At 63.9% G+C, this 19,304-nt stretch carries 15 protein-coding genes and 6 tRNA genes; 13 read left to right on the forward strand and 8 right to left on the reverse strand.

Annotated features, from left to right (window positions below):
* Positions 1-38 precede the first annotated feature (38 nt).
* Entirely contained in the window at positions 39-821 is a 783-nt protein-coding gene (gene fabI, locus AC3G88_RS04025) for an enoyl-ACP reductase FabI (RefSeq protein ID WP_153945312.1), read from the reverse strand.
* A 215-nt stretch (positions 822-1,036) separates the two neighbouring features.
* Between fabI and AC3G88_RS04030 the strand changes: the two genes are divergently transcribed.
* From AC3G88_RS04030 to AC3G88_RS04050, 5 genes are all read left to right on the forward strand, one after another.
* Positions 1,037-2,923, forward strand: coding sequence for an extracellular solute-binding protein (locus tag AC3G88_RS04030; RefSeq protein WP_488770381.1), 1,887 nt, complete (start codon positions 1,037-1,039; stop codon positions 2,921-2,923).
* A gap of 36 nt (positions 2,924-2,959) precedes the next feature.
* Positions 2,960-4,009, forward strand: a complete 1,050-nt coding sequence (locus AC3G88_RS04035) for a microcin C ABC transporter permease YejB (RefSeq protein ID WP_153945310.1) — start codon at positions 2,960-2,962, stop codon at positions 4,007-4,009.
* On the forward strand, positions 4,006-5,124 hold the full coding sequence (locus tag AC3G88_RS04040) for an ABC transporter permease (protein WP_488893131.1): 1,119 nt from the start codon (positions 4,006-4,008) through the stop codon (positions 5,122-5,124). Before AC3G88_RS04035 ends, AC3G88_RS04040 begins: the two co-directional genes overlap by 4 nt.
* A gap of 77 nt (positions 5,125-5,201) precedes the next feature.
* Positions 5,202-6,794 (forward strand): ABC transporter ATP-binding protein, encoded by a 1,593-nt coding sequence (locus tag AC3G88_RS04045; protein ID WP_488770765.1) that lies wholly within the window; start codon positions 5,202-5,204, stop codon positions 6,792-6,794.
* Positions 6,795-7,137: 343 nt separating this feature from the next.
* Positions 7,138-7,812 carry a C40 family peptidase gene (locus AC3G88_RS04050; protein ID WP_066734394.1) on the forward strand — a complete coding sequence of 225 codons (675 nt, stop codon included), beginning with the start codon at positions 7,138-7,140 and terminating at the stop codon, positions 7,810-7,812.
* A 182-nt stretch (positions 7,813-7,994) separates the two neighbouring features.
* On the opposite strand, the gene AC3G88_RS04055 is transcribed toward AC3G88_RS04050, so the two are convergent.
* Positions 7,995-8,954, reverse strand: coding sequence for a patatin-like phospholipase family protein (locus AC3G88_RS04055; RefSeq protein WP_488770379.1), 960 nt, complete (start codon positions 8,952-8,954; stop codon positions 7,995-7,997).
* Positions 8,955-9,170: 216 nt separating this feature from the next.
* On the opposite strand from AC3G88_RS04055, the gene gltX reads away from it, so the two are divergent.
* The 7 genes from gltX (at position 9,171) to AC3G88_RS04090 (ending at position 11,645) form a co-directional block, all read left to right on the forward strand.
* Positions 9,171-10,568: a glutamate--tRNA ligase gene (gltX, locus tag AC3G88_RS04060; RefSeq protein WP_488770378.1), complete on the forward strand. Its 1,398-nt coding sequence runs from the start codon at positions 9,171-9,173 to the stop codon at positions 10,566-10,568.
* A gap of 207 nt (positions 10,569-10,775) precedes the next feature.
* Positions 10,776-10,851: transfer RNA gene (locus AC3G88_RS04065), tRNA-Ala, on the forward strand.
* 8 nt (positions 10,852-10,859) lie between these two features.
* A tRNA-Glu gene (locus tag AC3G88_RS04070) sits at positions 10,860-10,935 on the forward strand.
* Between the two features lie 62 nt (positions 10,936-10,997).
* A tRNA-Asp gene (locus AC3G88_RS04075) sits at positions 10,998-11,074 on the forward strand.
* Between the two features lie 168 nt (positions 11,075-11,242).
* Positions 11,243-11,318 (forward strand) — tRNA-Ala (locus AC3G88_RS04080).
* Positions 11,319-11,430: 112 nt separating this feature from the next.
* Positions 11,431-11,506 (forward strand) — tRNA-Glu (locus tag AC3G88_RS04085).
* Positions 11,507-11,568: 62 nt separating this feature from the next.
* A tRNA-Asp gene (locus AC3G88_RS04090) sits at positions 11,569-11,645 on the forward strand.
* Between the two features lie 352 nt (positions 11,646-11,997).
* Here AC3G88_RS04090 and AC3G88_RS04095 read toward each other — a convergent pair.
* From AC3G88_RS04095 to trxA, 6 genes are all read right to left on the reverse strand, one after another.
* A complete protein-coding gene (locus tag AC3G88_RS04095) occupies positions 11,998-13,380 on the reverse strand; it encodes an MATE family efflux transporter (RefSeq protein ID WP_488770377.1) in 1,383 nt (460 codons plus the stop codon).
* 81 nt (positions 13,381-13,461) lie between these two features.
* Complete coding sequence (locus AC3G88_RS04100) at positions 13,462-15,246, reverse strand: ArnT family glycosyltransferase (protein WP_488770376.1); 1,785 nt, start codon at positions 15,244-15,246, stop codon at positions 13,462-13,464.
* Positions 15,247-15,402: 156 nt separating this feature from the next.
* Complete coding sequence (locus AC3G88_RS04105) at positions 15,403-15,660, reverse strand: type B 50S ribosomal protein L31 (RefSeq protein ID WP_061959698.1); 258 nt, start codon at positions 15,658-15,660, stop codon at positions 15,403-15,405.
* A 169-nt stretch (positions 15,661-15,829) separates the two neighbouring features.
* A complete protein-coding gene (locus AC3G88_RS04110) occupies positions 15,830-16,675 on the reverse strand; it encodes a M90 family metallopeptidase (protein WP_488770375.1) in 846 nt (281 codons plus the stop codon).
* Between the two features lie 95 nt (positions 16,676-16,770).
* Positions 16,771-18,033: a transcription termination factor Rho gene (rho, locus tag AC3G88_RS04115; protein ID WP_066734373.1), complete on the reverse strand. Its 1,263-nt coding sequence runs from the start codon at positions 18,031-18,033 to the stop codon at positions 16,771-16,773.
* Between the two features lie 181 nt (positions 18,034-18,214).
* Complete coding sequence (gene trxA / locus AC3G88_RS04120; RefSeq protein ID WP_066734371.1) at positions 18,215-18,541, reverse strand: thioredoxin TrxA; 327 nt, start codon at positions 18,539-18,541, stop codon at positions 18,215-18,217.
* A 463-nt stretch (positions 18,542-19,004) separates the two neighbouring features.
* On the opposite strand from trxA, the gene AC3G88_RS04125 reads away from it, so the two are divergent.
* Positions 19,005-19,274: a hypothetical protein gene (locus AC3G88_RS04125; protein WP_487523662.1), complete on the forward strand. Its 270-nt coding sequence runs from the start codon at positions 19,005-19,007 to the stop codon at positions 19,272-19,274.
* The last annotated feature ends 30 nt before the right edge of the window (positions 19,275-19,304 follow it).

Genomic DNA, 19,304 nt, shown 5'->3' on the forward strand with positions numbered 1-19,304 from the left:
GCGGCGGACCAACGTGCCGCCTGCCGGGATCTGGCTGCTTACTCTTCGACGGCCGTGCCGACGATGTTGTAGCCGCCGTCGACGTAGGTGATCTCGCCGGTCACACCGCTGGACAGGTCCGACAGCAGGAAGGCGGCCACGTTGCCGACTTCCTCGATCGTCACGTTGCGGCGCATCGGGGCCACGTCCTCGAAATGCTTGAGCAGCTTGCCGAAGTCCTTGATGCCCGACGCGGCCAGCGTCTTGATCGGGCCGGCGGAGATGCCGTTGGCGCGGATGCCCTTCGGGCCCACGGCCGATGCCAGGTAGCGCACGCTGGCTTCCAGCGATGCCTTGGCCAGGCCCATCGTGTTGTAGTTCGGCACGACGCGCTCGGCGCCCAGGTACGTCAGCGTCAGCAGCGACGCCTTGTCGTTCAGCAGCGGCAGGGCGGCCTTGGCCAGTGCCGGGAAGCTGTAGGCGGAGATGTCATGCGCGATGCGGAACCCCTCGCGCGACAGGCCTTCGAGGAAGTCGCCGGCGATGGCTTCGCGCGGTGCAAAACCGATCGAATGCACCAGGCCGTCGAATTTTTCCCAACGCTGCCCCAAAGCGGCGAACGTGGCGGCGATCTGTTCATCGCTGCCGACGTCGCATTCGAAGATCATGTCGGAGCCGAATTCCTTGGCGAAGTCCGTGATGCGGTCCTTGAAACGCTCGCCCACATAGGTGAAGGCCAGCTCGGCGCCTTCGCGCTTGCAGGCCGACGCAATGCCGTAGGCGATGGAACGGTTCGAAAGCAAGCCCGTGATCAGGATCCGCTTACCTGCCAGAAATCCCATAAATTCTCCAGATTGTTTGTGGGGGACGGGCATGCTTCATGCACTGGCCCGTGTCCGGTGCATGGCAGGGAGTCAAATCCCCGCTGTTTGTTGCGCCGCGTAGAGGGAATGTCCGGATGGTTGGGCGCCACCCGAACGCATGTAAAATTGTCGCACAACTTCGCCCGGCCACAAGCCGCCGGGCCGTCTCGGGCATTGTGGAGGTCTGCAACCGGATGCTGATTCATGCACGTTGGCCGCGTCTGGCGGCAGGGCAGTGCTTCCGTCGACGCGCGGTAGTGCATTGGGCGCTGGCACTGTCGATCGTGCTGGGCTGGGGTTTTCCCGCATTGGGCTATGGCGCACACGGCTTTGCGCTCCACGGCGATCTCAAGTATCCGCCCGATTTTGGCCACTTCGACTATGTCAACGCCGATGCGCCCCAGGGCGGCACGCTGACGCTGGCCAATCCCGACCGCCGCACCAGCTTCGACAAGTTCAATCCGTTCACGCTGAAGGGCACGGCCGCACCGGGCCTGACCTCGCTGATGTTCGAGACGCTGCTGATCAGCAGCGCCGACGAGACCGCCAGCGCCTATGGCCTGCTGGCCGACGACGTGACGGTGGCCCCCGACCAGCTGTCGGTCACCTTCCGTATCCGCCCCGAGGCCCGCTTCGTCAATGGCGATCCGGTGCTGGCCGCCGACGTGAAGTATTCCTACGACATGCTGATGAGCAAGTCCGCCAGCCCGGGCTACCGCAGCATGTGTACCGATGTGAAGGCCGTGGTGGTGACCGGCGAACGCTCGATCCGCTTTGACTTCAAGCAACGCAACGCCGAATTGCCGCTGATCGTCGGCCAGTTGCCCGTGTTCTCGAAGAAATGGACGGCCAAGGTGCCGTTCGAGAAGCTGACCTTCGAAGATCCGATCACCAGCGGCCCGTACAAGATCGAACGCTACGACGCCGGTCGCGGCATCGTATTCCAGCGAGATCCGAACTACTGGGGCAAGAACCTGAACGTACGGCGCGGCACGTTCAACTTCAACCGCGTGGTCTACCGGCTGTACAAGGACGAGACCGCCAAGCTGGAGGCGTTCAAGGCGGGCGAGTTCGACGCCATCGTCGAATACCGCTCGAAAAACTGGGCCAAGAGCTATGTCGGCACCAAGTTCCGGGACGGCAGCCTGATCAAGACCGAATTTCCGCACCGCAACGGCGCCGGCATGCAGGGCTTCGTCATGAATATGCGCAAGCCGATGTTCCAGGACGTCCGCGTGCGCCAGGCCCTGATCCTGGCGCTCGATTTCGAATGGCTGAATCGCCAGTTGTTCTATGGGGCCTACAAGCGGCTCGACAGCTGGTTCTCCAACAGTGAACTGGCCGCCAGCGCCACCTTCGACGGTCGGCCCGGGGCTGGCGAGCTGAAGCTGCTGGAGCCGTTGCGCGCCCAGTTGCCGGCGGAAGTGTTCGGCCCCGACGTGGTGCAGCCCAGCACCAATGCGCCCCGGTCGCTGCGGGACAACCTGCGCGACGCGCGGCGCCTGCTGGCCCAGGCCGGCTGGACCTACGACGATGGCGCGCTGCGCAACGCCAGGGGCGAGCCGATGGTGTTCGAATTCCTCGATGACGGTGGCGCCATGAGCCGCGTCATCACGGCCTACGTGCGCAACCTGGAAAAGCTCGGCATCGAGGTGCACCAGCGCACCACCGACTTTGCCCTGTACCAGAAGCGGCTGGAGGATTTCGACTTCGACATGGTGTCGATCCGCTTCCCGGATTCGCAAAGCCCCGGCAACGAGCTGCGCGACCGTTTTTCGGCCGAAGCCGCCGGCATGCCCGGATCGGACAACCTGTTCGGCCTGAAGTCGCCGGCCGTGGACAAGCTGGTGGACGCCGTGCTGCACGCCGAAACCCGCGACGAACTGATCACGGCGGGCCGCGCGCTGGACCGCGTGCTGATGCACGGCTATTACATCGTGCCGAACTGGTACAGTGCTTTCCATCGTGTGTCGTACCGCAAGGAACTGGCGTATCCGACCCGCCTGCCGTACTTCTACACCGCGGAGGGCTGGATTCTTTCAAGCTGGTGGCGCAAGGACCTGGCGCCGAAGACCCAGTAACCCAGTCTTCCAGTCATCCCCCCAATCGGACGGCCAATGCTTGCCTATCTGCTGAAGCGCATCCTGCTGATGATCCCGACGCTGGTCGGGGTGGTGACGCTTACCTTTGTCGTGATCCAGTTCGTGCCGGGCGGCCCGGTCGAGCAGATGATGCTGGAGATGAAGGGCCGGGGCGGCGGCGGGGAAGCCAGCGGCGGCGGGGCGGAATACCGTGGCCGGCGCGGCGTGGACCCCGACAAGATCAAGGAAATCCAGGCGCTCTACGGCTTCGACAAGCCGCCGCTGGAACGCTATTTCATGATGCTCAAGCGGTTTGCCCAGTTCGACCTGGGACAGAGCTACTTCCAGCACCGCAGTGTCTGGGAGCTGGTCAAGTCGAAGATGCCCGTGTCGATCAGCCTGGGGCTCTGGACGTTCTTTCTCACTTATCTGATATCGGTGCCGCTCGGCATCTCGAAGGCGATCCGGGCGGGCAGCCGGTTCGACGTGATCAGCAGCATGGTGGTGCTGGTGGGCTATGCCATCCCCGGTTTCGTGCTGGGCGTGCTGCTGCTGGTGCTGTTCGGCGGCGGCACCTTCGTGCAGTGGTTCCCGCTGCGCGGGCTGACTTCCGACGACTGGGACCAGCTGTCGCTGATGGGCAAGGTCATGGACTATTTGTGGCACCTGGTGCTCCCGATCACGGCCTCGGTGGTGGGCAGCTTCGCCGTGGTGACGATGCTGACCAAGAACGCCTTCCTGGAAGAAATCCGCAAGCAGTACGTGCTGACGGCCCGCGCCAAGGGTTTGTCGGAGCGCCGCGTGCTGTGGAAGCATGTGTTCCGCAATGCGCTGATTCCGCTGGTCACGGGCTTCCCGGCCGCCTTCATCGGCGCCTTCTTCACGGGTTCGCTGCTGATCGAGACGCTGTTCTCGCTCGACGGCCTGGGCCTGCTGTCCTATGAGGCCGTGCTGCGCCGCGACTATCCGGTGGTGCTGGGCACGCTGTACCTGTTTACGCTGATCGGGCTGGTGACGCGCCTGATTTCGGACGTTTGCTACGTCATGGTGGATCCGCGCATCCATTTCGAGGGGATGCACCGATGAAAGCTGCCGCCAAGAACGGCCTGCCGCATTCGCTGTCGCCGCGCCAGCGGGCCTGGCAGCGTTTTCGCCGCAACCGGCTGGGCTACTGGAGCCTGGTGCTGTTCGTGATCATCTTTGTCGTCAGCATGGGCGCCGAACTGCTGTCGAGCGACCGGCCGCTGGTGGTGCGCTACAAGGGCGAGTACTACTTCCCGATCGTCAAGGCGTATCCGGAAACCACATTCGATGGCGATTTTCCGACGCGGGCCGACTACCTGGACCCGTTCATCCGGGACCGGATCACGTCGAACGGCAACTTCGCCGTCTATCCGCTGAATCGCTATTCCTACGATTCGATCAACTATTTCGCCAAGGAGCCGAACCCGGCGCCGCCGTCGGCCGACAACTGGCTCGGTACCGACGATCGCGGCCGCGACGTGCTGGCGCGCCTGCTGTACGGCTTCCGGGTATCGGTGCTGTTCGGCATGGCCCTGACGGTGATCGGTGTGCTGATCGGTACGCTCACCGGGGCGCTGATGGGCTTCTTCGGGGGCCGCTTCGACCTGTTTTCGCAGCGCGCCATCGAAATCTGGAGCTCGATGCCCGAGCTTTACCTGCTGATCATCTTCGCGTCGATCTTCGAGCCGAGCCTGGCGCTGTTGATCATCCAGCTGTCGCTGTTCGGCTGGATGGGCCTGTCCGACTACGTGCGCGCCGAGTTCTACCGCAACCGGTCGCTGGACTACGTCAAGGCCGCGCGGGCGCTGGGCCTGTCGAACGTGCAGATCATGTGGCGCCATATCCTGCCGAACAGCCTGACGCCGGTGATCACGTTCCTGCCGTTCCGCATGAGCGCGGCCATCCTGGCGCTGACCAGCCTCGACTTCCTGGGCCTGGGCGTGCCGCCGACCACGCCGAGCCTGGGCGAACTGCTGGCCCAGGGCAAGGCCAACCTTGATGCCTGGTGGATTTCACTCTCGACGTTTGCCGTGCTGGTGATCACGCTGCTGCTGCTCACGTTCATGGGTGATGCCCTGCGTGATGCATTCGACACGCGCTTGGGCCTGGCCCAGTTGCGCGGCCGGGTGGAGCCGAAGGTGCCGGCCGGCGGCGCGGCGGCGGAGGCGACGTCATGAACTCGGCAAATCCCGCCATGGCGGTGAATCCGGTATTTCCGGACCTGGCGGACATCCCGGCGCCCGGCACCAAGCTGATGTGCGTGGATCGCCTGTCCGTCACCTTTGGCGAAGGCGAGCACGCCACGCGCGCGGTGCGCGATGTCAGCTTCGACCTGCGTGCCGGCGAACGCTATGCGCTGGTGGGCGAGTCCGGCTCCGGCAAGACCGTGACGGCGCTGGCCATGCTTCGGCTGGTGGAAGATGCGCGCTACCAGGGTGCCATCCGCTTCGAAGGCAAGGACCTGCTGCAGGTATCCGATCGCGAGATGCGCGGTATCCGCGGGTCCGAGATCGCGATGATCTTCCAGGAGCCGATGACGGCGCTGAACCCCCTCTATACGATCGGCAACCAGATCGTGGAGACACTGGCGCTGCATGAGGGCCTGGACCGCCGCGCCGCACGCGACCGCGCCATCGCGCTGCTGGAGCGCACCGGCATCAGCGATGCGGCCAACCGCTTCAACAGCTTTCCGCACCAGTTGTCCGGCGGGCAGCGCCAGCGCGCGATGATCGCCATGGCGCTGGCCTGTCGCCCCAAGCTGCTGTTGGCCGACGAGCCGACCACGGCCCTCGATGTCACGATCCGCGCCCAGATCCTGGACCTGCTGCGCAGCCTGCAGGCCGAATTCGGCATGGCGGTGATGCTGATCACGCACGATCTGAACATGGTGCGCGCGTTCGCGCAGCGGGTCGGCGTGATGGAAAAGGGCGTGCTGGTCGAAACCGGCGAGACCGCCGAGGTCTTTGCCAATCCGCATCATCCGTACACCCGCAAGCTGATCGACAGCCGGCCCCGGCGCGAAGTGCTGCCGCTGGTGCCGCTGGCGCCGGTGCTGCTGGAAACCGACGCGCTGTGTGTGAACTATCACAAGAAGCGGGCCGGTATTGCCGGCTGGTTCGGCAAGGAGGCGTTCGCGGCGGTCAAGGACGTCACGCTGCAGTTGCGCGAGGGCGAGACCGTGGGCATCGTCGGCGAATCGGGGTCCGGAAAGACCACGCTGGCGCACGCGGTGCTGGCGCTGCAGCGCAAGAGCAGCGGCGCCATCCAGTTCCTGGGGCGCAGCTTCGACGCCTGCTCGCAGAAAGAACGCAGCGCGCTGCGCAAGCGCATGCAGGTGGTGTTCCAGGACCCGTTCGGCTCGCTGTCTCCCCGCATGACGATCGAGCAGATCGTGGGCGAGGGGCTGGCGCTGCATCAGCCCGGGCTGACGAAGGAAGTCATGCGCGAACGTGTGACCGAGGCCCTGCGCGAGGTGGGGCTGGACCGCACGGCGCTGGGCCGCTATCCGCACGAATTCTCGGGGGGCCAGCGCCAGCGCATTGCCATTGCGCGCGTGCTGATCCTGAAGCCGCAGGTGCTGGTGCTGGATGAGCCGACCTCTGCACTTGATGTGTCGATCCAGCAGCAGGTGCTGGCGCTGCTGTCACAGCTGCAACACAAGTACAACCTCAGCTATCTGTTCATCAGCCACGATCTGGCCGTGATTCGTGCGATGGCGCACCGAGTCATCGTCATGAAAAACGGTGAAGTGGTGGAATCAGGCGAGACGGAAACCGTACTCGGCGCGCCGCAGCATCCGTATACCAGAAAGCTGATGGCCGCCGCGCAGCTGGGTGCGCCTGAATGATGTGCTGGGCAGTACGCCTTGTCACGCCGAAGTAACACGAAATCTTTATAGCGTTTCCGAGAAACAGAATACGTTTTTTACGCTAATTCATTGATTTGGCGGCGCTTTGCGGGAAAGTTGTAACCATCTTTGACACGTCAAGGGTGCGTCCTTTACTATCCCGCGATGAGTTTTGTCGGGGGTGGTTCGTCCGCCGCATGCAGGCCTTGGGGAAGGTCGACGTTGCACGCGGCAGGTGCAGTCGCGCTGGCGTACTTCTTGCGTACGTTCCGCCCTGATGTTTTCACGCTGTCCGGCTTTGTCTGACTTGCCGGTCAGTTTTGTCCGATCATCAGGAGAGCCAATGCAAACGGTACTTCATTCCCTGGCGCGCGCCGCTATCGGAATTGCCATTGCCTGCGGTGCGACTGTGTCGAATGGAGTGCTGGCGGATACGGTGTTCAAGGACCCCGACGCCCGGATCGAGGCCCGCGTTGACGCGGATGCGCATCCGGAAGGCAAGCGTGGCTTGCTGTCGTCGGTGATGAACTCCACCAGCAACGTCGCCAGCAAGGCTGGCGACCTGGTCATGAACGCGCTGGGCCTGATTGGCGTGCGTTATCGCTTCGGCGGTAACAGCCCCGAATCAGGTCTGGACTGCAGCGGGTTTGTCCGCTACGTGTTCAACGACACCTTCGGCTTCATGTTGCCGCGCCGTTCCGTCGAAATGAGCCAGGTGGGCACCACGGTGGCGGTCAACGAGCTGCGTCCGGGCGATCTCGTGTTCTTCAACACGATGCGCCATACGTTCTCGCACGTTGGCATCTATATCGGCGACAACAAGTTCGTCCACGCGCCGTCCACCGGCAGCAAGATTCGCGTTGACGACATGCGTGCGTCGTACTGGGTCACGCGCTACAACGGCGCCCGTCGCATCGACGATTCGGCCCGTGGCTCGGTCGAAAATACGGGCAGCATGATCGAGACGCTCAAGCGTTTCGATCCGAATGCCCAAGGCCGTACGATGTTCGGTGGTTGACGCATCGTTCGCGCAAGCAAAAAGGACTGCCTCGGCAGTCCTTTTTTGTTGTGCGTTGCTACCATGTCTTAAGACAAATACCCCACCAAAGGGTGACATCCTCTGTCATCGTCGGTGACGGTTTCTGTCAGGCATGTCGATCCATGTGACAGGACATGTGACAACCGACGGGCGGCACCTTCCTATTGAACGGCGATTGCGCCCGCCTGCGCGGGCCGCAGCCGCGCCGCCGCCAGCTTCTCGCGCAGTGCGCCGATCACCGCCGAGGTGGCCTGCTCGCCGGCCAGGATCGCCCGGTTGCGCGAGGTAAAGTCGCTGCCGCCCATGTCGGGCAGGTCGGGGCGGATGACGATGTCGGCGCGGGACAGCGCCATGCGGTTGATCGACTGGCCCATGATGGCGGTGGTCTGCAACAGCACGCCGCTCTGGCCGTTGTTCTTCTGGCTGGACGGATCGGCCGAGATATTCACGGCGATCACGAAATCGGCACCCATCTCGCGCGCCGCGTCCACCGGCACCGGTTCGACCAGGCCGCCATCGACGTAATCGTGGCCGGCAATCGACACCGGCTGGAACACACCCGGCACGCTGCTGGATGCGCGCACGGCCTGGCCCGTATTGCCGCGCCGGAACACGATGCGCTCGCCGGTCTTCAGGTCGGTGGCCACGATGCCCAGCGGCAGCTTCATGGCCTCGATGGGCCGGTTATTGACCAGCCGGTTGACGTAGTTCTGCAGCGCCTCGCCCTTGAGCCAGCCGCCGAACTTGGTGCCGAAGGGCAGGGCCCAGTCGGCGATGGCCGCTTCGTCCATCGTCAGTGCCAGCTTGTTGAGCTGGAAGCCGTCCATGCCGGTGGCATAGAGCGCCGCCACCACCGAACCCGCGCTGGTGCCCGTGACGATATCGGCGTGAATGCCCTGGGCTTCCAGCGCCTTGATGACGCCGATATGGGCAAAGCCGCGTGCGGCGCCGCCACCCAGGGCCAGGCCAACCCGGATCGGCCGCGGCGGCGTGGCGACGGGCGGTACGGCGGCCATGGTGGGCGTGGTGGTCGGGGTGGTCGGGGTGGTCGGCTTCGGGCCGAACGCACAGCCTGCCAGCAGCATGGCCGCCGAGGCGCCAAGAAAATGTCGTCGTTGCATCGAGGATGGAAAACGCTTGCGGAAGTGATGTGCCGGGCATCGGCAGGCGCGCATCGCGTCACCGGATGCGCGCGGCCTGGATTCAGACCGGTGGCAAGCATAAATGATTCCGTGGTCAGTCCGGAATCGGGCAGGGCGTATAATGCAGCGTTCAGAAGTTCAGCGAAATCCGGCCTGCGCGCATCCGTGCGTGGGCCTTTTTGTTTCTCCCCGACCATGACACAACGCGTCCGCACCCGCTTCGCGCCGAGCCCGACCGGCTTTATCCACCTAGGCAACATCCGCTCCGCGCTCTACCCGTGGGCGTTTGCCCGCCGCATGAAGGGCGACTTCATCCTGCGCATCGAGGATACCGACGTCGAGCGGTCTTCCGAGGAAGCCGTGGATGTGATCCTGGAAAGCATGGCCTGGCTGGACCTCGATATCGACGAGGGCCCGTTCTACCAGATGCAGCGCATGGACCGATATCGCCAGGTTGTGCGCGAGATGCTGGACAACGGCATGGCCTATCACTGCTACATGAGCACCGAGGAACTGGACGCGCTGCGCGAAGCCCAGCGCGCCGCCGGCGAAAAGCCGCGCTACAACGGTTTCTGGCGCCCGGAGCCGGGCAAGGTTTTGCCCGAACCGCCGGCCGGCGTGCAGCCCGTGGTCCGCTTCAAGAATCCGCTAGGCGGCAGCGTGGTGTGGGACGACGCCGTGAAGGGTCGCATCGAGATCTCGAACGAAGAGCTCGACGACCTGGTGATCGCCCGCCCCGACGGCACGCCGACGTACAACTTCTGCGTGGTGATCGATGACCTCGACATGAAGATCACGCACGTGATCCGTGGCGACGACCACGTCAACAACACGCCGCGCCAGATCAACATCATCCGCGCGCTCGGTGGTAAAGAGCCTGTGTACGCCCACCTGCCGACCGTGCTGAACGAGCAGGGCGAGAAGATGAGCAAGCGCCACGGCGCGATGCCCGTGACCGGCTACCGCGACGAAGGTTACCTGCCCGAGGCCGTGCTGAACTACCTGGCGCGGCTGGGCTGGTCTCACGGCGACGCAGAGATCTTCACGCGCGAACAGTTCGTGGAGTGGTTCGACCTGGATCACCTGGGCAAGTCGCCGGCGCAGTACAACCCCGAAAAGCTGGCCTGGCTGAACAATCACTACATCAAGACTGGCGACAATGCGCGCCTGGCCGACCTGACGCGTCCGTTCATCGAGGCGCTGGGCGGTAAGGTGGAAGGCGTGGATCTGGTGGGCGTGGTCGCGCTGGTCAAGGACCGTGCGAACACGCTGAAGGAAGTGGCGCAGACGGCGATGCTGTTCTATCGCGGCGAGCCGCAGGCCGACGCGGCGCTGAAGGCGGAGCACCTGACCGACGAGATCCGGCCGGCGCTGCAGGCGCTGGCGACGCAACTGGCCGCGTTGCCCGAGTGGAAGCGCGAAGCCATCAACGCCACGTTCAAGGCCGTGCTGGCCGAGTTCGGGCTGAAAATGCCGAAGTTGGCCATGCCGGTACGCCTGCTGGTGGCAGGACAGCTGCAGACGCCGAGCATCGATGCCGTGCTGGAGCTGTTCGGTCGCGATACGGTGCTGCGTCGTCTGGGCGCCGCATAAAAATGTGCAGAAATGTCTCGGCAGGGGCTTGCGCTCAGGCCGAGACTTCAGCATAATCTCGTTCTCCCTGCTGCGCGACGCAAGTCAAGCAGCCCGGTTGAAAAGCCGGAAAAAGGGGCTTGCAAAATATGGTGATTGATTTATAATCGCCGCTTCGCCGGAAAGCAGTAAATCTGGCGGCAAGCAGTAGTAAATGGCAGTAACTCTGGGGCTATAGCTCAGCTGGGAGAGCGCTTGCATGGCATGCAAGAGGTCAGCGGTTCGATCCCGCTTAGCTCCACCAAAGTTTCTGTCCCCTTCGTCTAGAGGCCTAGGACATCACCCTTTCACGGTGAGTACAGGGGTTCGAATCCCCTAGGGGACGCCAAACAGCCGGGCGTAATCAAACGCCTAGCAGTTAGCCGGGATTCCCGGGTAACAGCAGAAAACGGAGCGGTAGTTCAGTTGGTTAGAATACCGGCCTGTCACGCCGGGGGTCGCGGGTTCGAGCCCCGTCCGCTCCGCCAGACTGAGCCCGCTTGGGTGAAACCAAGCGGGTTTTTATTTGGGTGAGAGGTGATTATTAGATAATCACTTTTCGATTTACCCGAGGCGAATGTTGTTAGCTTCGAAAAATCAAATTATAATCGCGGCCTCGCAAGTCGTTGCGATTATAGGCAGTACCGGAAGTATTCGGGGCTATAGCTCAGCTGGGAGAGCGCTTGCATGGCATGCAAGAGGTCAGCGGTTCGATCCCGCTTAGCTCCACCAAGAATTTCGAAGTAACCGATGCAGTAAAAAAGTTGCTTCAAGTTGCGAAAATTCTGGTAGAATGCCGGACTTCGCAGCAAACGACGGAAGACGTTGCTTGCAACAGATTTCTGTCCCCTTCGTCTAGAGGCCTAGGACATCACCCTTTCACGGTGAGTACAGGGGTTCGAATCCCCTAGGGGACGCCAAACAGCCGGGCGTAATCAAACGCCTAGCAGTTAGCCGGGATTCCCGGGTAACAGCAGAAAACGGAGCGGTAGTTCAGTTGGTTAGAATACCGGCCTGTCACGCCGGGGGTCGCGGGTTCGAGCCCCGTCCGCTCCGCCAAATTTAAAAAAGCCTGCGCAAGCAGGCTTTTTTTTCGTCCATAAGGAGCGGAGGGAGCTGCCTGCGCAGCTCCCGGCGGGGCGAGAAGGGATTCGCTTGCAAGCGAATCCGCGGCCTGCGGGATGTAGGCGAGCCCCGTCCGCTCCGCCAAATTTAAAAAAGCCTGCGCAAGAAGGCTTTTTTTTCGTCCATAGGGAGCGGAGGGAGCTGCCTGCGCAGCTCCCGGCGGGGCGAGAAGGGATTCGCTTGCAAGCGAATCCGCGGCCTGCGGGATGTAGGCGAGCCCCGTCCGCTCCGCCAAATTTAAAAAAGCCTGCGCAAGCAGGCTTTTTTGGTCCCAACCGCGGAGCTATCACGCCACCTCCGCCGTCTCCCTTGCGTCGACTGCCTTTACCTGGCTCACCTGCCTGAAGTAGCGGACCAGCAGCGTCCCGGCGATGGCCAGGCTGATGCTGTTCGCCATCCAGAATCCGGCTGCGCCACGGGTGAAGGCCGGCAGCGCGTCGATCAGGCCGAAGCCCAGCACATAGCCGCCGCCGAGGCCGACACCCCATAGCGAGCCCGCATAGATCAGCGTTGGAATCAATGCGATCTTGTACGCGCGAAGGATGAACGCGCTCATCACCTGGATGGCGTCGAAGGCCTGGTAGAAGGCCACGAAGAGCATCAGCGGCAGTGCCTTGGCCACCACGGCCGGGTCCTTGGCGTAGGCGTGCAGCAGCGGCTCGCGAAATAGCCACAGCAGCGCGCCAGTGAACAGTGCCAGGCCGGCGCCAAAACGGATGCCCCGCCAGCCAATGCGTCGGGCGCCGCACATGTCGCGGGCGCCGATGGCTTGTGCCACCAGCGTGGACGTGGCAATCGACAGCGACAGCGGCATCATGTACGCCACCGCGCTCAGGTTGGCGATGATCTGATGGCCGGCCAGCGTTTCGGTGCCGAGCCGCGTAATGAAGATCGACATCAGCGTGAACGAGGTAATCTCGATCAGGTAGGTCAGGCCCATCGGCACCCCGAGCCGCAGCAACGGCCGGATACGGTCCCATCGGGGCCATTCCCAGCGCGCAAAAATCGCCAGCGGCTGGTAGGCAGACCCAAGCCGCAGGATGGCCAGCCCTGACAGGCACCACGTCCAGCTGATCAGCGTGGAGGCCAGCGCGCACCCCGGCCCGCCCATCGCCGGCACGCCAAAACCGCCGTGGATGAACCACGCATTGAGCGGCACCTTGAGTATCAGGCCGGCAATCTGCAGCACCGTGACCATGATCGGCCGGGACAGCGCATTGTTCAGCGCCATGTAAATACGGAACGCCAGCCCTGCAGGCAGGCCGAACGCCACGATATGCAGGTAGCGCGATGCCTTGTCCACCAGCTCGGGCGGCGCCTGGGCGAACGTCAGCAGCGGACCGGGGAACAGCAACAGCAGCATCCCGGGAACGGCCAGCGCCAGTCCCAGCCACGCGGCCTGGCGGACTTCGACGCCAATCTCGGCGGTGCGTCCGGCGCCGTAGAGCTGGCCGGCGACCGGCGCAAGCGCCTGCAGCACGCCCATCAGGCTGATATAGACGGTGACGTAAATCGATCCGCCCAGCCCGACCGCGGCCAGATCGGCGGCCGAGGCCTGACCGGCCATGATGGTGTCCGTGACACCGAAGGCGATGACGGCCAGTTGCCCCACCAGTACCGGGGCGGCAAGGTGAACGATGCGACGAAGGTCCTGCAGCGCGCTGCTCATCGTGGAAGGTAGGTTGGGGACGCACCCGGCGCGGGGCCGGGCCAGTTCGCGGGCGGCTGGCCGCCCGCGCGGGGGAAGGGATTACTGCCGTGGCAGACGGCGTCGCGCGGGGGCCTGCGCCGACTTGGCTTGCGATGTATCGACCAGTCGATACAGCCGGAACCGCTCGTCACGGTCCGCCGGGCGCCGGCCTTCCCAGATCAGGCGCCATTCGAAGTGCGAGACATTGCTTGGCGCGCCGTAGTCCACGGCATCGTGGCGCAGCAGCACGTCGCAGCCGTCGCCCGGGCCGCCGAAGCGGATATTGCCGAAGTACGCAAACGACGCAAGCTGCGCATCGCCCATGCGGATCGGCTGCACGCATTCGTACGTGGACGGCAGCGCCAGCGCGGCGGCCTTTGCCACGTCGCGGTAGGTCTTGCCGTAGTTGATCGACGGCAGCCACAGCGTCATGGCCATGACCCACATCAGCGTGGTGCCGGCGGCCGAGATCACCACCGGGCGCCAGATCTGCTTGGGCGCGCGTGACAGCCGCCAGCGCACGACCAGCACCCAGGCGACCGTGGCGGCCAGCGCGATAACTACGGCGCTGATCGTGAACGTGTGCTCGAAGCCGGGAATCTGCCGGAACACGTTGTTGGCCACCTTGGGCGGCCAGCCCGTGGTCTTGGCGATCCACATGAACCACACCGTGCCGCCGAAGATCGTGAAGAAGAGCAGGGCGAACCAGTCCACCGCGTTGATCGCCGCGCGCGGCAGCGTGGGCAGCGCGAACGCAGCCAGGATGGCCATCGGCGGCAGCAGCAGGATGAACTGCACGTCGCCCGGGCTGCGTTGCAGCACCAGCAGCAGGAACAGCATGCCCAGGATGGCCAGCGGCAGCGCCATGTGAGGCGCACGCCGCATGCCGCGCCACGACAGCCACGCAAAGGCCGCGATCGGCCAGACCGGCCAGGCGAACAACAGGAAGTTGCGCGCGATAAAACCGGCGGTGGGCAGCGTCGGCAGGCCGTAGGTGCGGCGATCGTAGCGCGCCCACTCGCGGATATAGGTCACGCCGTCTTCGGCGTCGGCCGCACCCAGGTAGACCACGACCATCCAGGCGGCAACCAGCGCCAGTGCGACGGGCACGCCAATGGTCAGCAACCGCTTCGACGGTACCGGCTGCGAGACCGCGCCGGCGATCAGCGCCGCTGCCAGCAGCGCCGCGGCCAGAATCGGGCCGCTGGCCATGCACAGCGCGGCCAGCCCCACGCCGAACCAGAGACTGCCCTGAACCGGCTTGTCCAGGCTGCGCACCATGCCGTACAGCATGAAGGCGATAAAGCAGACCTGGCCAACCTGCGCGGTGGTTTCGTGGCCGCGCACGGCCAGGCCCACGCAGGCCAGGAAAATCAGCAGCGCCCCGTCGGCCAGCGCGCGGCCATAGGACCGTGCGTCGGGCTGGCCGCCGAAGGCGAAGGCAAACGGCTGGACCTCGTCGCGGCGGCCCAGCAGGTAGGTCGAATACCAGATGAACGCGCAGGTGGCGAAATAGAACAGCGCCGTGGCCAGGCGGGACGCGTCGGGAGCACCGAGCCAGCCGCCAAACAGGCGGATCATCAGGCCGCCCACCCAGTACACCAGCGGGCCGTCCTCGCTGAACGGGCGGCCCACGATATTGGGCATCAGCCAGTCCTGCAGGCTGCCCGAGCCGAGCTGCCACATCACGCCGAATCCGGCGGCGTCCTCGTTCTTCCACGGGTCGCGGCCGAACAGCCCGGTCAGTCCGTAGATGATGCAGATCGCCAGCAGCAGATAGCGCGGCAGCGCGCCGGTGGCGGCGGCGGTCAGGTGGACGGGAGAGGTCTTGGTGGCTTGGGACATCGGCGGAAAATCGGGGTAGCCCTGGTTGAGCGTGCGCGAAACGCTATTGTGGGCCACAAATGCAAAGAGGCAGCCGATGCTGCCTCTTTGTCAGGTTGCGCGTGCCAGGAGCATCTGTCCTGTTGCGCGCCGCAGTCGCTTGGTAGCGTCGGCCAATTACTTCTTGGCGGCCAGCTTGCTGCCGAACTTCTGGCGGAACTTCTCGACGCGGCCGGCCGTGTCCATGATCTTCTGTTGGCCGGTGTAGAACGGATGCGATTCCGACGACACTTCGATCTTGGCCAGCGGGTAGGTCTTGCCTTCGTGTTCGATCGTGTCCTTGGTCTGGATCGTCGAGCGGGTCACGAACTTGAAGTCGTTCGACACGTCGTGGAACAGGACTTCGCGATAATTCGGGTGAATGCCTTCTTTCATGGTGCTTCCTTTCAGGTTGGGTAGCCAGTCCGCTCCGTGGTGCCGCAGCCTGCTTGCGACGAGCGAACCACTTGCCGATAACGGGCAAACCGGGATTATGGCAGAAAAACAAGAGCCTGGGCAATATCCGGGCCACGATTTCCGGTGTGCCGCTGCGATTGTTGGTGATCTATGTAGCACTCGATGCGGGGTCCTGCCGGTAGAACTGTCCAAGCACCGCGTAGAGCGCCGGCCAGTGTTCGCGCAGGCCCTTCGGATCGACGAAAAATGACTCGGACGCCACGGCAAAGAATTCGCTCGGCGCCTCGCAGCCATACGGGTCGATGACGCACAGCCGGGGCGGCAGGCGTGCCGGGTGGTCCCAGCTGGCATCCGGCACCGCCTCGCAGGCGTCGGCGAACGCATCGTACTGCGTGAGCAGGGACTCGGCCCACTGTTCCGCATCGATGCCGGGATGCAGCACGCGCGAGAACGGCGGTACGCCATCGGGTTCGCCGTCGAGCATGTCGAGCTTGTGGGCGAACTCGTGGATGACCACGTTATAGGAGTCCGATCCATTGTCGACGCCCGATCCGGGCATGTTCACGTCCTGCCAGGACAGGATCACCGGGCCATGCTCCCAGGCTTCGCCGCTGGCTTCCTCTTCCACACCATGCACCAGGCCGATATCGTCTTCGACGGTCTTGCGGATCAGGAATTCGCCCGGATACAGCACGATGCCGTGCCAGCCGCGATACCACTCGATGCCAAGCTTCAGGATCGGTACGCAGGCCTGGACGGCCACGCCCACCACCATCTCGTCGGTCAGCTCCAGCTCGTGGGCGGTCGAATATTCCTTGCTGGCGATGAACAGCGTGGCCAGTTCGCGCAGCGCGGCCAGGTCGTCGGTGCCATAGCGCTGGACGAAGGGCAGGGCGGCCACGGTGCGGGTCCACAGGTCGTCCGGGATGGCGTAGTGCGCGAGCTTGCGTTCGCGCGAGCGGGCGCGCAGGTAGCTGGACAGTTTGCCGAACATGTCGAAGGCGTGAATGCGGGGTCGGAGCGGAATCGGAAAAGAAAAAGGCGCACCCGAAGGGTACGCCTTTTCATGCCGGTGGCAACTGGCCGGTATCAGCCGCCGCGACGCATCATGTCGAAGAATTCTGCGTTGTTCTTCGTCGGCTTCATCTTGTCCAGGATGAATTCCATGGCCTGGACTTCGTCCATGTCCGAGATGAACTTGCGCAGGATCCAGATCTTCTGGAGGATTTCCGGCTTGATCAGCAGTTCCTCGCGGCGCGTGCCGGACTTGTTCAGGTTGATGGCGGGGTAGACGCGCTTTTCCGCCAGGCGGCGTTCCAGGTGCACTTCCATGTTGCCGGTGCCCTTGAATTCTTCGTAGATCACGTCGTCCATGCGGCTGCCGGTTTCGATCAGCGCCGTGGCGATGATGGTCAGCGAACCGCCTTCTTCCAGGTTACGCGCGGCACCGAAGAAGCGCTTCGGGCGCTGCAGCGCGTTGGCGTCCACACCGCCGGTCAGCACCTTGCCCGAGGCCGGTACCACCGTGTTGTAGGCGCGGGCCAGACGCGTGATCGAGTCCAGCAGGATCACCACGTCGCGCTTCAGTTCCACCAGGCGCTTGGCCTTCTCGATGACCATTTCGGCCACCTGCACGTGACGGATGGCCGGCTCGTCGAACGTCGACGCCACCACCTCGCCGCGCACCGAGCGCTGCATTTCGGTCACTTCTTCCGGGCGCTCGTCGATCAGCAGCACGAAGAGGTCGGCTTCCGGATGGTTGTTGGCAATCGCGTGGGCGATGTGCTGCAGCATCACGGTCTTGCCGGACTTCGGCGACGCCACCAGCAGCGCGCGCTGGCCACGGCCGATCGGGGCGATCATGTCGATGATGCGGCCGGTGATGTTCTCTTCGGCGCGGATGTCGCGTTCGAGCGTGAGCGGCCGGTTCGGATGCAGCGGCGTCAGGTTCTCGAACATGATGCGGTTCTTCACCGCTTCGGGCGGCTGCCCGTTGACCTTGTCCACCTTGACCAGTGCAAAGTACCGCTCGCCGTCCTTCGGCGTACGCACTTCGCCTTCGATCGAGTCACCGGTGTGGAGGTTGAAGCGGCGGATCTGCGACGGGCTGATGTAGATGTCATCCGTGCTGGCCAGGTACGACGTTTCCGGCGAGCGCAGGAAACCGAAGCCATCGGGCAGAACTTCCAGCGTGCCGTCTCCGTAGATGGTTTCGCCCATCTTGGCGCGCTTCTTCAGGATCGCAAACATCAGTTCCTGTTTGCGCATCCGTTGTGCGTTGTCGATCTCGAGCGTAGCCGCCATTTCGAGAAGCGCAGACACGTGAAGCGATTTGAGTTCTGTCAGGTGCATAGACAAGGGGTACAGAAGGGCCCGGACGGGCAAGACCTAAGGAGGGGGAAGGAATGAGCGAACGCTCGGGGAAGTTGTTGGGTCGCATCTTAGCACAATCCGGCCGGCGCGCCAGAACTGGCGCCCGCGAGGCCGGATCATGCCAGGCCGGGGCTCGAGGCCCCCGCCGGAGGTCGGTGGCTTAGACCTGTGCGTCCAGGAACGAGGTCAGCTGCGACTTCGACAGCGCGCCAACCTTCTGGGCCACGACTTCGCCGTTCTTGAACAGGATCAGCGTCGGGATGCCGCGAATGCCGAACTTGGCCGGCACCTGCTGGTTTTCGTCCACGTTGATCTTGGCGATCTGCACGCGGTCGCCGTAGTCCTTCGCGACTTCGTCCAGGATCGGGGCAATCATCTTGCAGGGACCGCACCACTCAGCCCAGAAGTCCAGCAGCACGGGCTTGTCGGACTTGAGCACATCGGTGTCGAACGATGCGTCGCTCACATACTTGATTTGGTCGCTCATGGCGGGGAACCTCAGGTTTTGCTCAGTTTATGTTGAAGGCGGGCAACTGCCGTGGGGCTGAACCGTTACCTTACACGAGATCGTGCAGGGACGCCGGACGGCAATGCGTGGCGACACGCGCCGCCATTGACGCCGATATGTTACCAGCTTGCCGGATTTCAAGCCCCGGCCTCACCCGCCGCGCGCCGCGCGCCACAGGGCGTTCGCGCCGGTCACGGGCACATTGTGCCGCGCCCCGGCTTCCGTTGCCGATGATAGTTTCAATCGGCGCGAGAGACCGGCTCAATCGGCATCCCTCATCGGAGGTATTTGTGGCGGGCAGCGCCCCCGCCGCTGGGGATTTCCCGTAGAACAAGGCGCGGGGCATGATCTAGAATGCACTTGGACGGACCGCATCCGCGCTGCGCGTAGAATGGCAGGCCGGATGCGCAAACCTTGCCTCTTCCGACATAGGCCATCGATCATGACGCCCGATCCTCGCAAGCCCGATACCGATACCCCCGATGCGGACCAGTTGAGCGAAGCACTGGCACACCTGAACAGCGCCGTCGAAACCAACAGCATCGCCACCGGCGCCGCCAGGGGCCTGGTGTACAGCGTGATGGAAACCCTCGGCACGCTGATTGGCGACCCCGACTTGCCCGAGCACGCGCGCTCCGGCTATGAAGGATTGCTGGAAACCGCCCGCGAACTGCGTGCCCGCCTGGAAGGTGGCGGACGGGGCGGCAACTGACCTTCGCGTGCGTCCGGGGCGCCCGGGTCG

The sequence above is a fragment of the Cupriavidus sp. 86D6 genome (assembly GCF_057815095.1).

Bases quoted from the DNA above. Each gene is read 5' to 3' on its own strand.
- rho (WP_066734373.1), bottom strand. From the start codon at position 18,033: ATGCACCTGACAGAACTCAAATCGCTTCACGTGTCTGCGCTTCTCGAA.
- AC3G88_RS04100 (WP_488770376.1), bottom strand. From the start codon at position 15,246: ATGTCCCAAGCCACCAAGACCTCTCCCGTCCACCTGACCGCCGCCGCC.
- fabI (WP_153945312.1), bottom strand. From the start codon at position 821: ATGGGATTTCTGGCAGGTAAGCGGATCCTGATCACGGGCTTGCTTTCG.
- AC3G88_RS04040 (WP_488893131.1), top strand. From the start codon at position 4,006: ATGAAAGCTGCCGCCAAGAACGGCCTGCCGCATTCGCTGTCGCCGCGC.
- AC3G88_RS04050 (WP_066734394.1), top strand. From the start codon at position 7,138: ATGCAAACGGTACTTCATTCCCTGGCGCGCGCCGCTATCGGAATTGCC.
- AC3G88_RS04055 (WP_488770379.1), bottom strand. From the start codon at position 8,954: ATGCAACGACGACATTTTCTTGGCGCCTCGGCGGCCATGCTGCTGGCA.
- AC3G88_RS04110 (WP_488770375.1), bottom strand. From the start codon at position 16,675: ATGTTCGGCAAACTGTCCAGCTACCTGCGCGCCCGCTCGCGCGAACGC.
- gltX (WP_488770378.1), top strand. From the start codon at position 9,171: ATGACACAACGCGTCCGCACCCGCTTCGCGCCGAGCCCGACCGGCTTT.
- AC3G88_RS04125 (WP_487523662.1), top strand. From the start codon at position 19,005: ATGACGCCCGATCCTCGCAAGCCCGATACCGATACCCCCGATGCGGAC.
- AC3G88_RS04105 (WP_061959698.1), bottom strand. From the start codon at position 15,660: ATGAAAGAAGGCATTCACCCGAATTATCGCGAAGTCCTGTTCCACGAC.
- AC3G88_RS04045 (WP_488770765.1), top strand. From the start codon at position 5,202: ATGTGCGTGGATCGCCTGTCCGTCACCTTTGGCGAAGGCGAGCACGCC.
- AC3G88_RS04035 (WP_153945310.1), top strand. From the start codon at position 2,960: ATGCTTGCCTATCTGCTGAAGCGCATCCTGCTGATGATCCCGACGCTG.
- trxA (WP_066734371.1), bottom strand. From the start codon at position 18,541: ATGAGCGACCAAATCAAGTATGTGAGCGACGCATCGTTCGACACCGAT.
- AC3G88_RS04095 (WP_488770377.1), bottom strand. From the start codon at position 13,380: ATGAGCAGCGCGCTGCAGGACCTTCGTCGCATCGTTCACCTTGCCGCC.
- AC3G88_RS04030 (WP_488770381.1), top strand. From the start codon at position 1,037: ATGCTGATTCATGCACGTTGGCCGCGTCTGGCGGCAGGGCAGTGCTTC.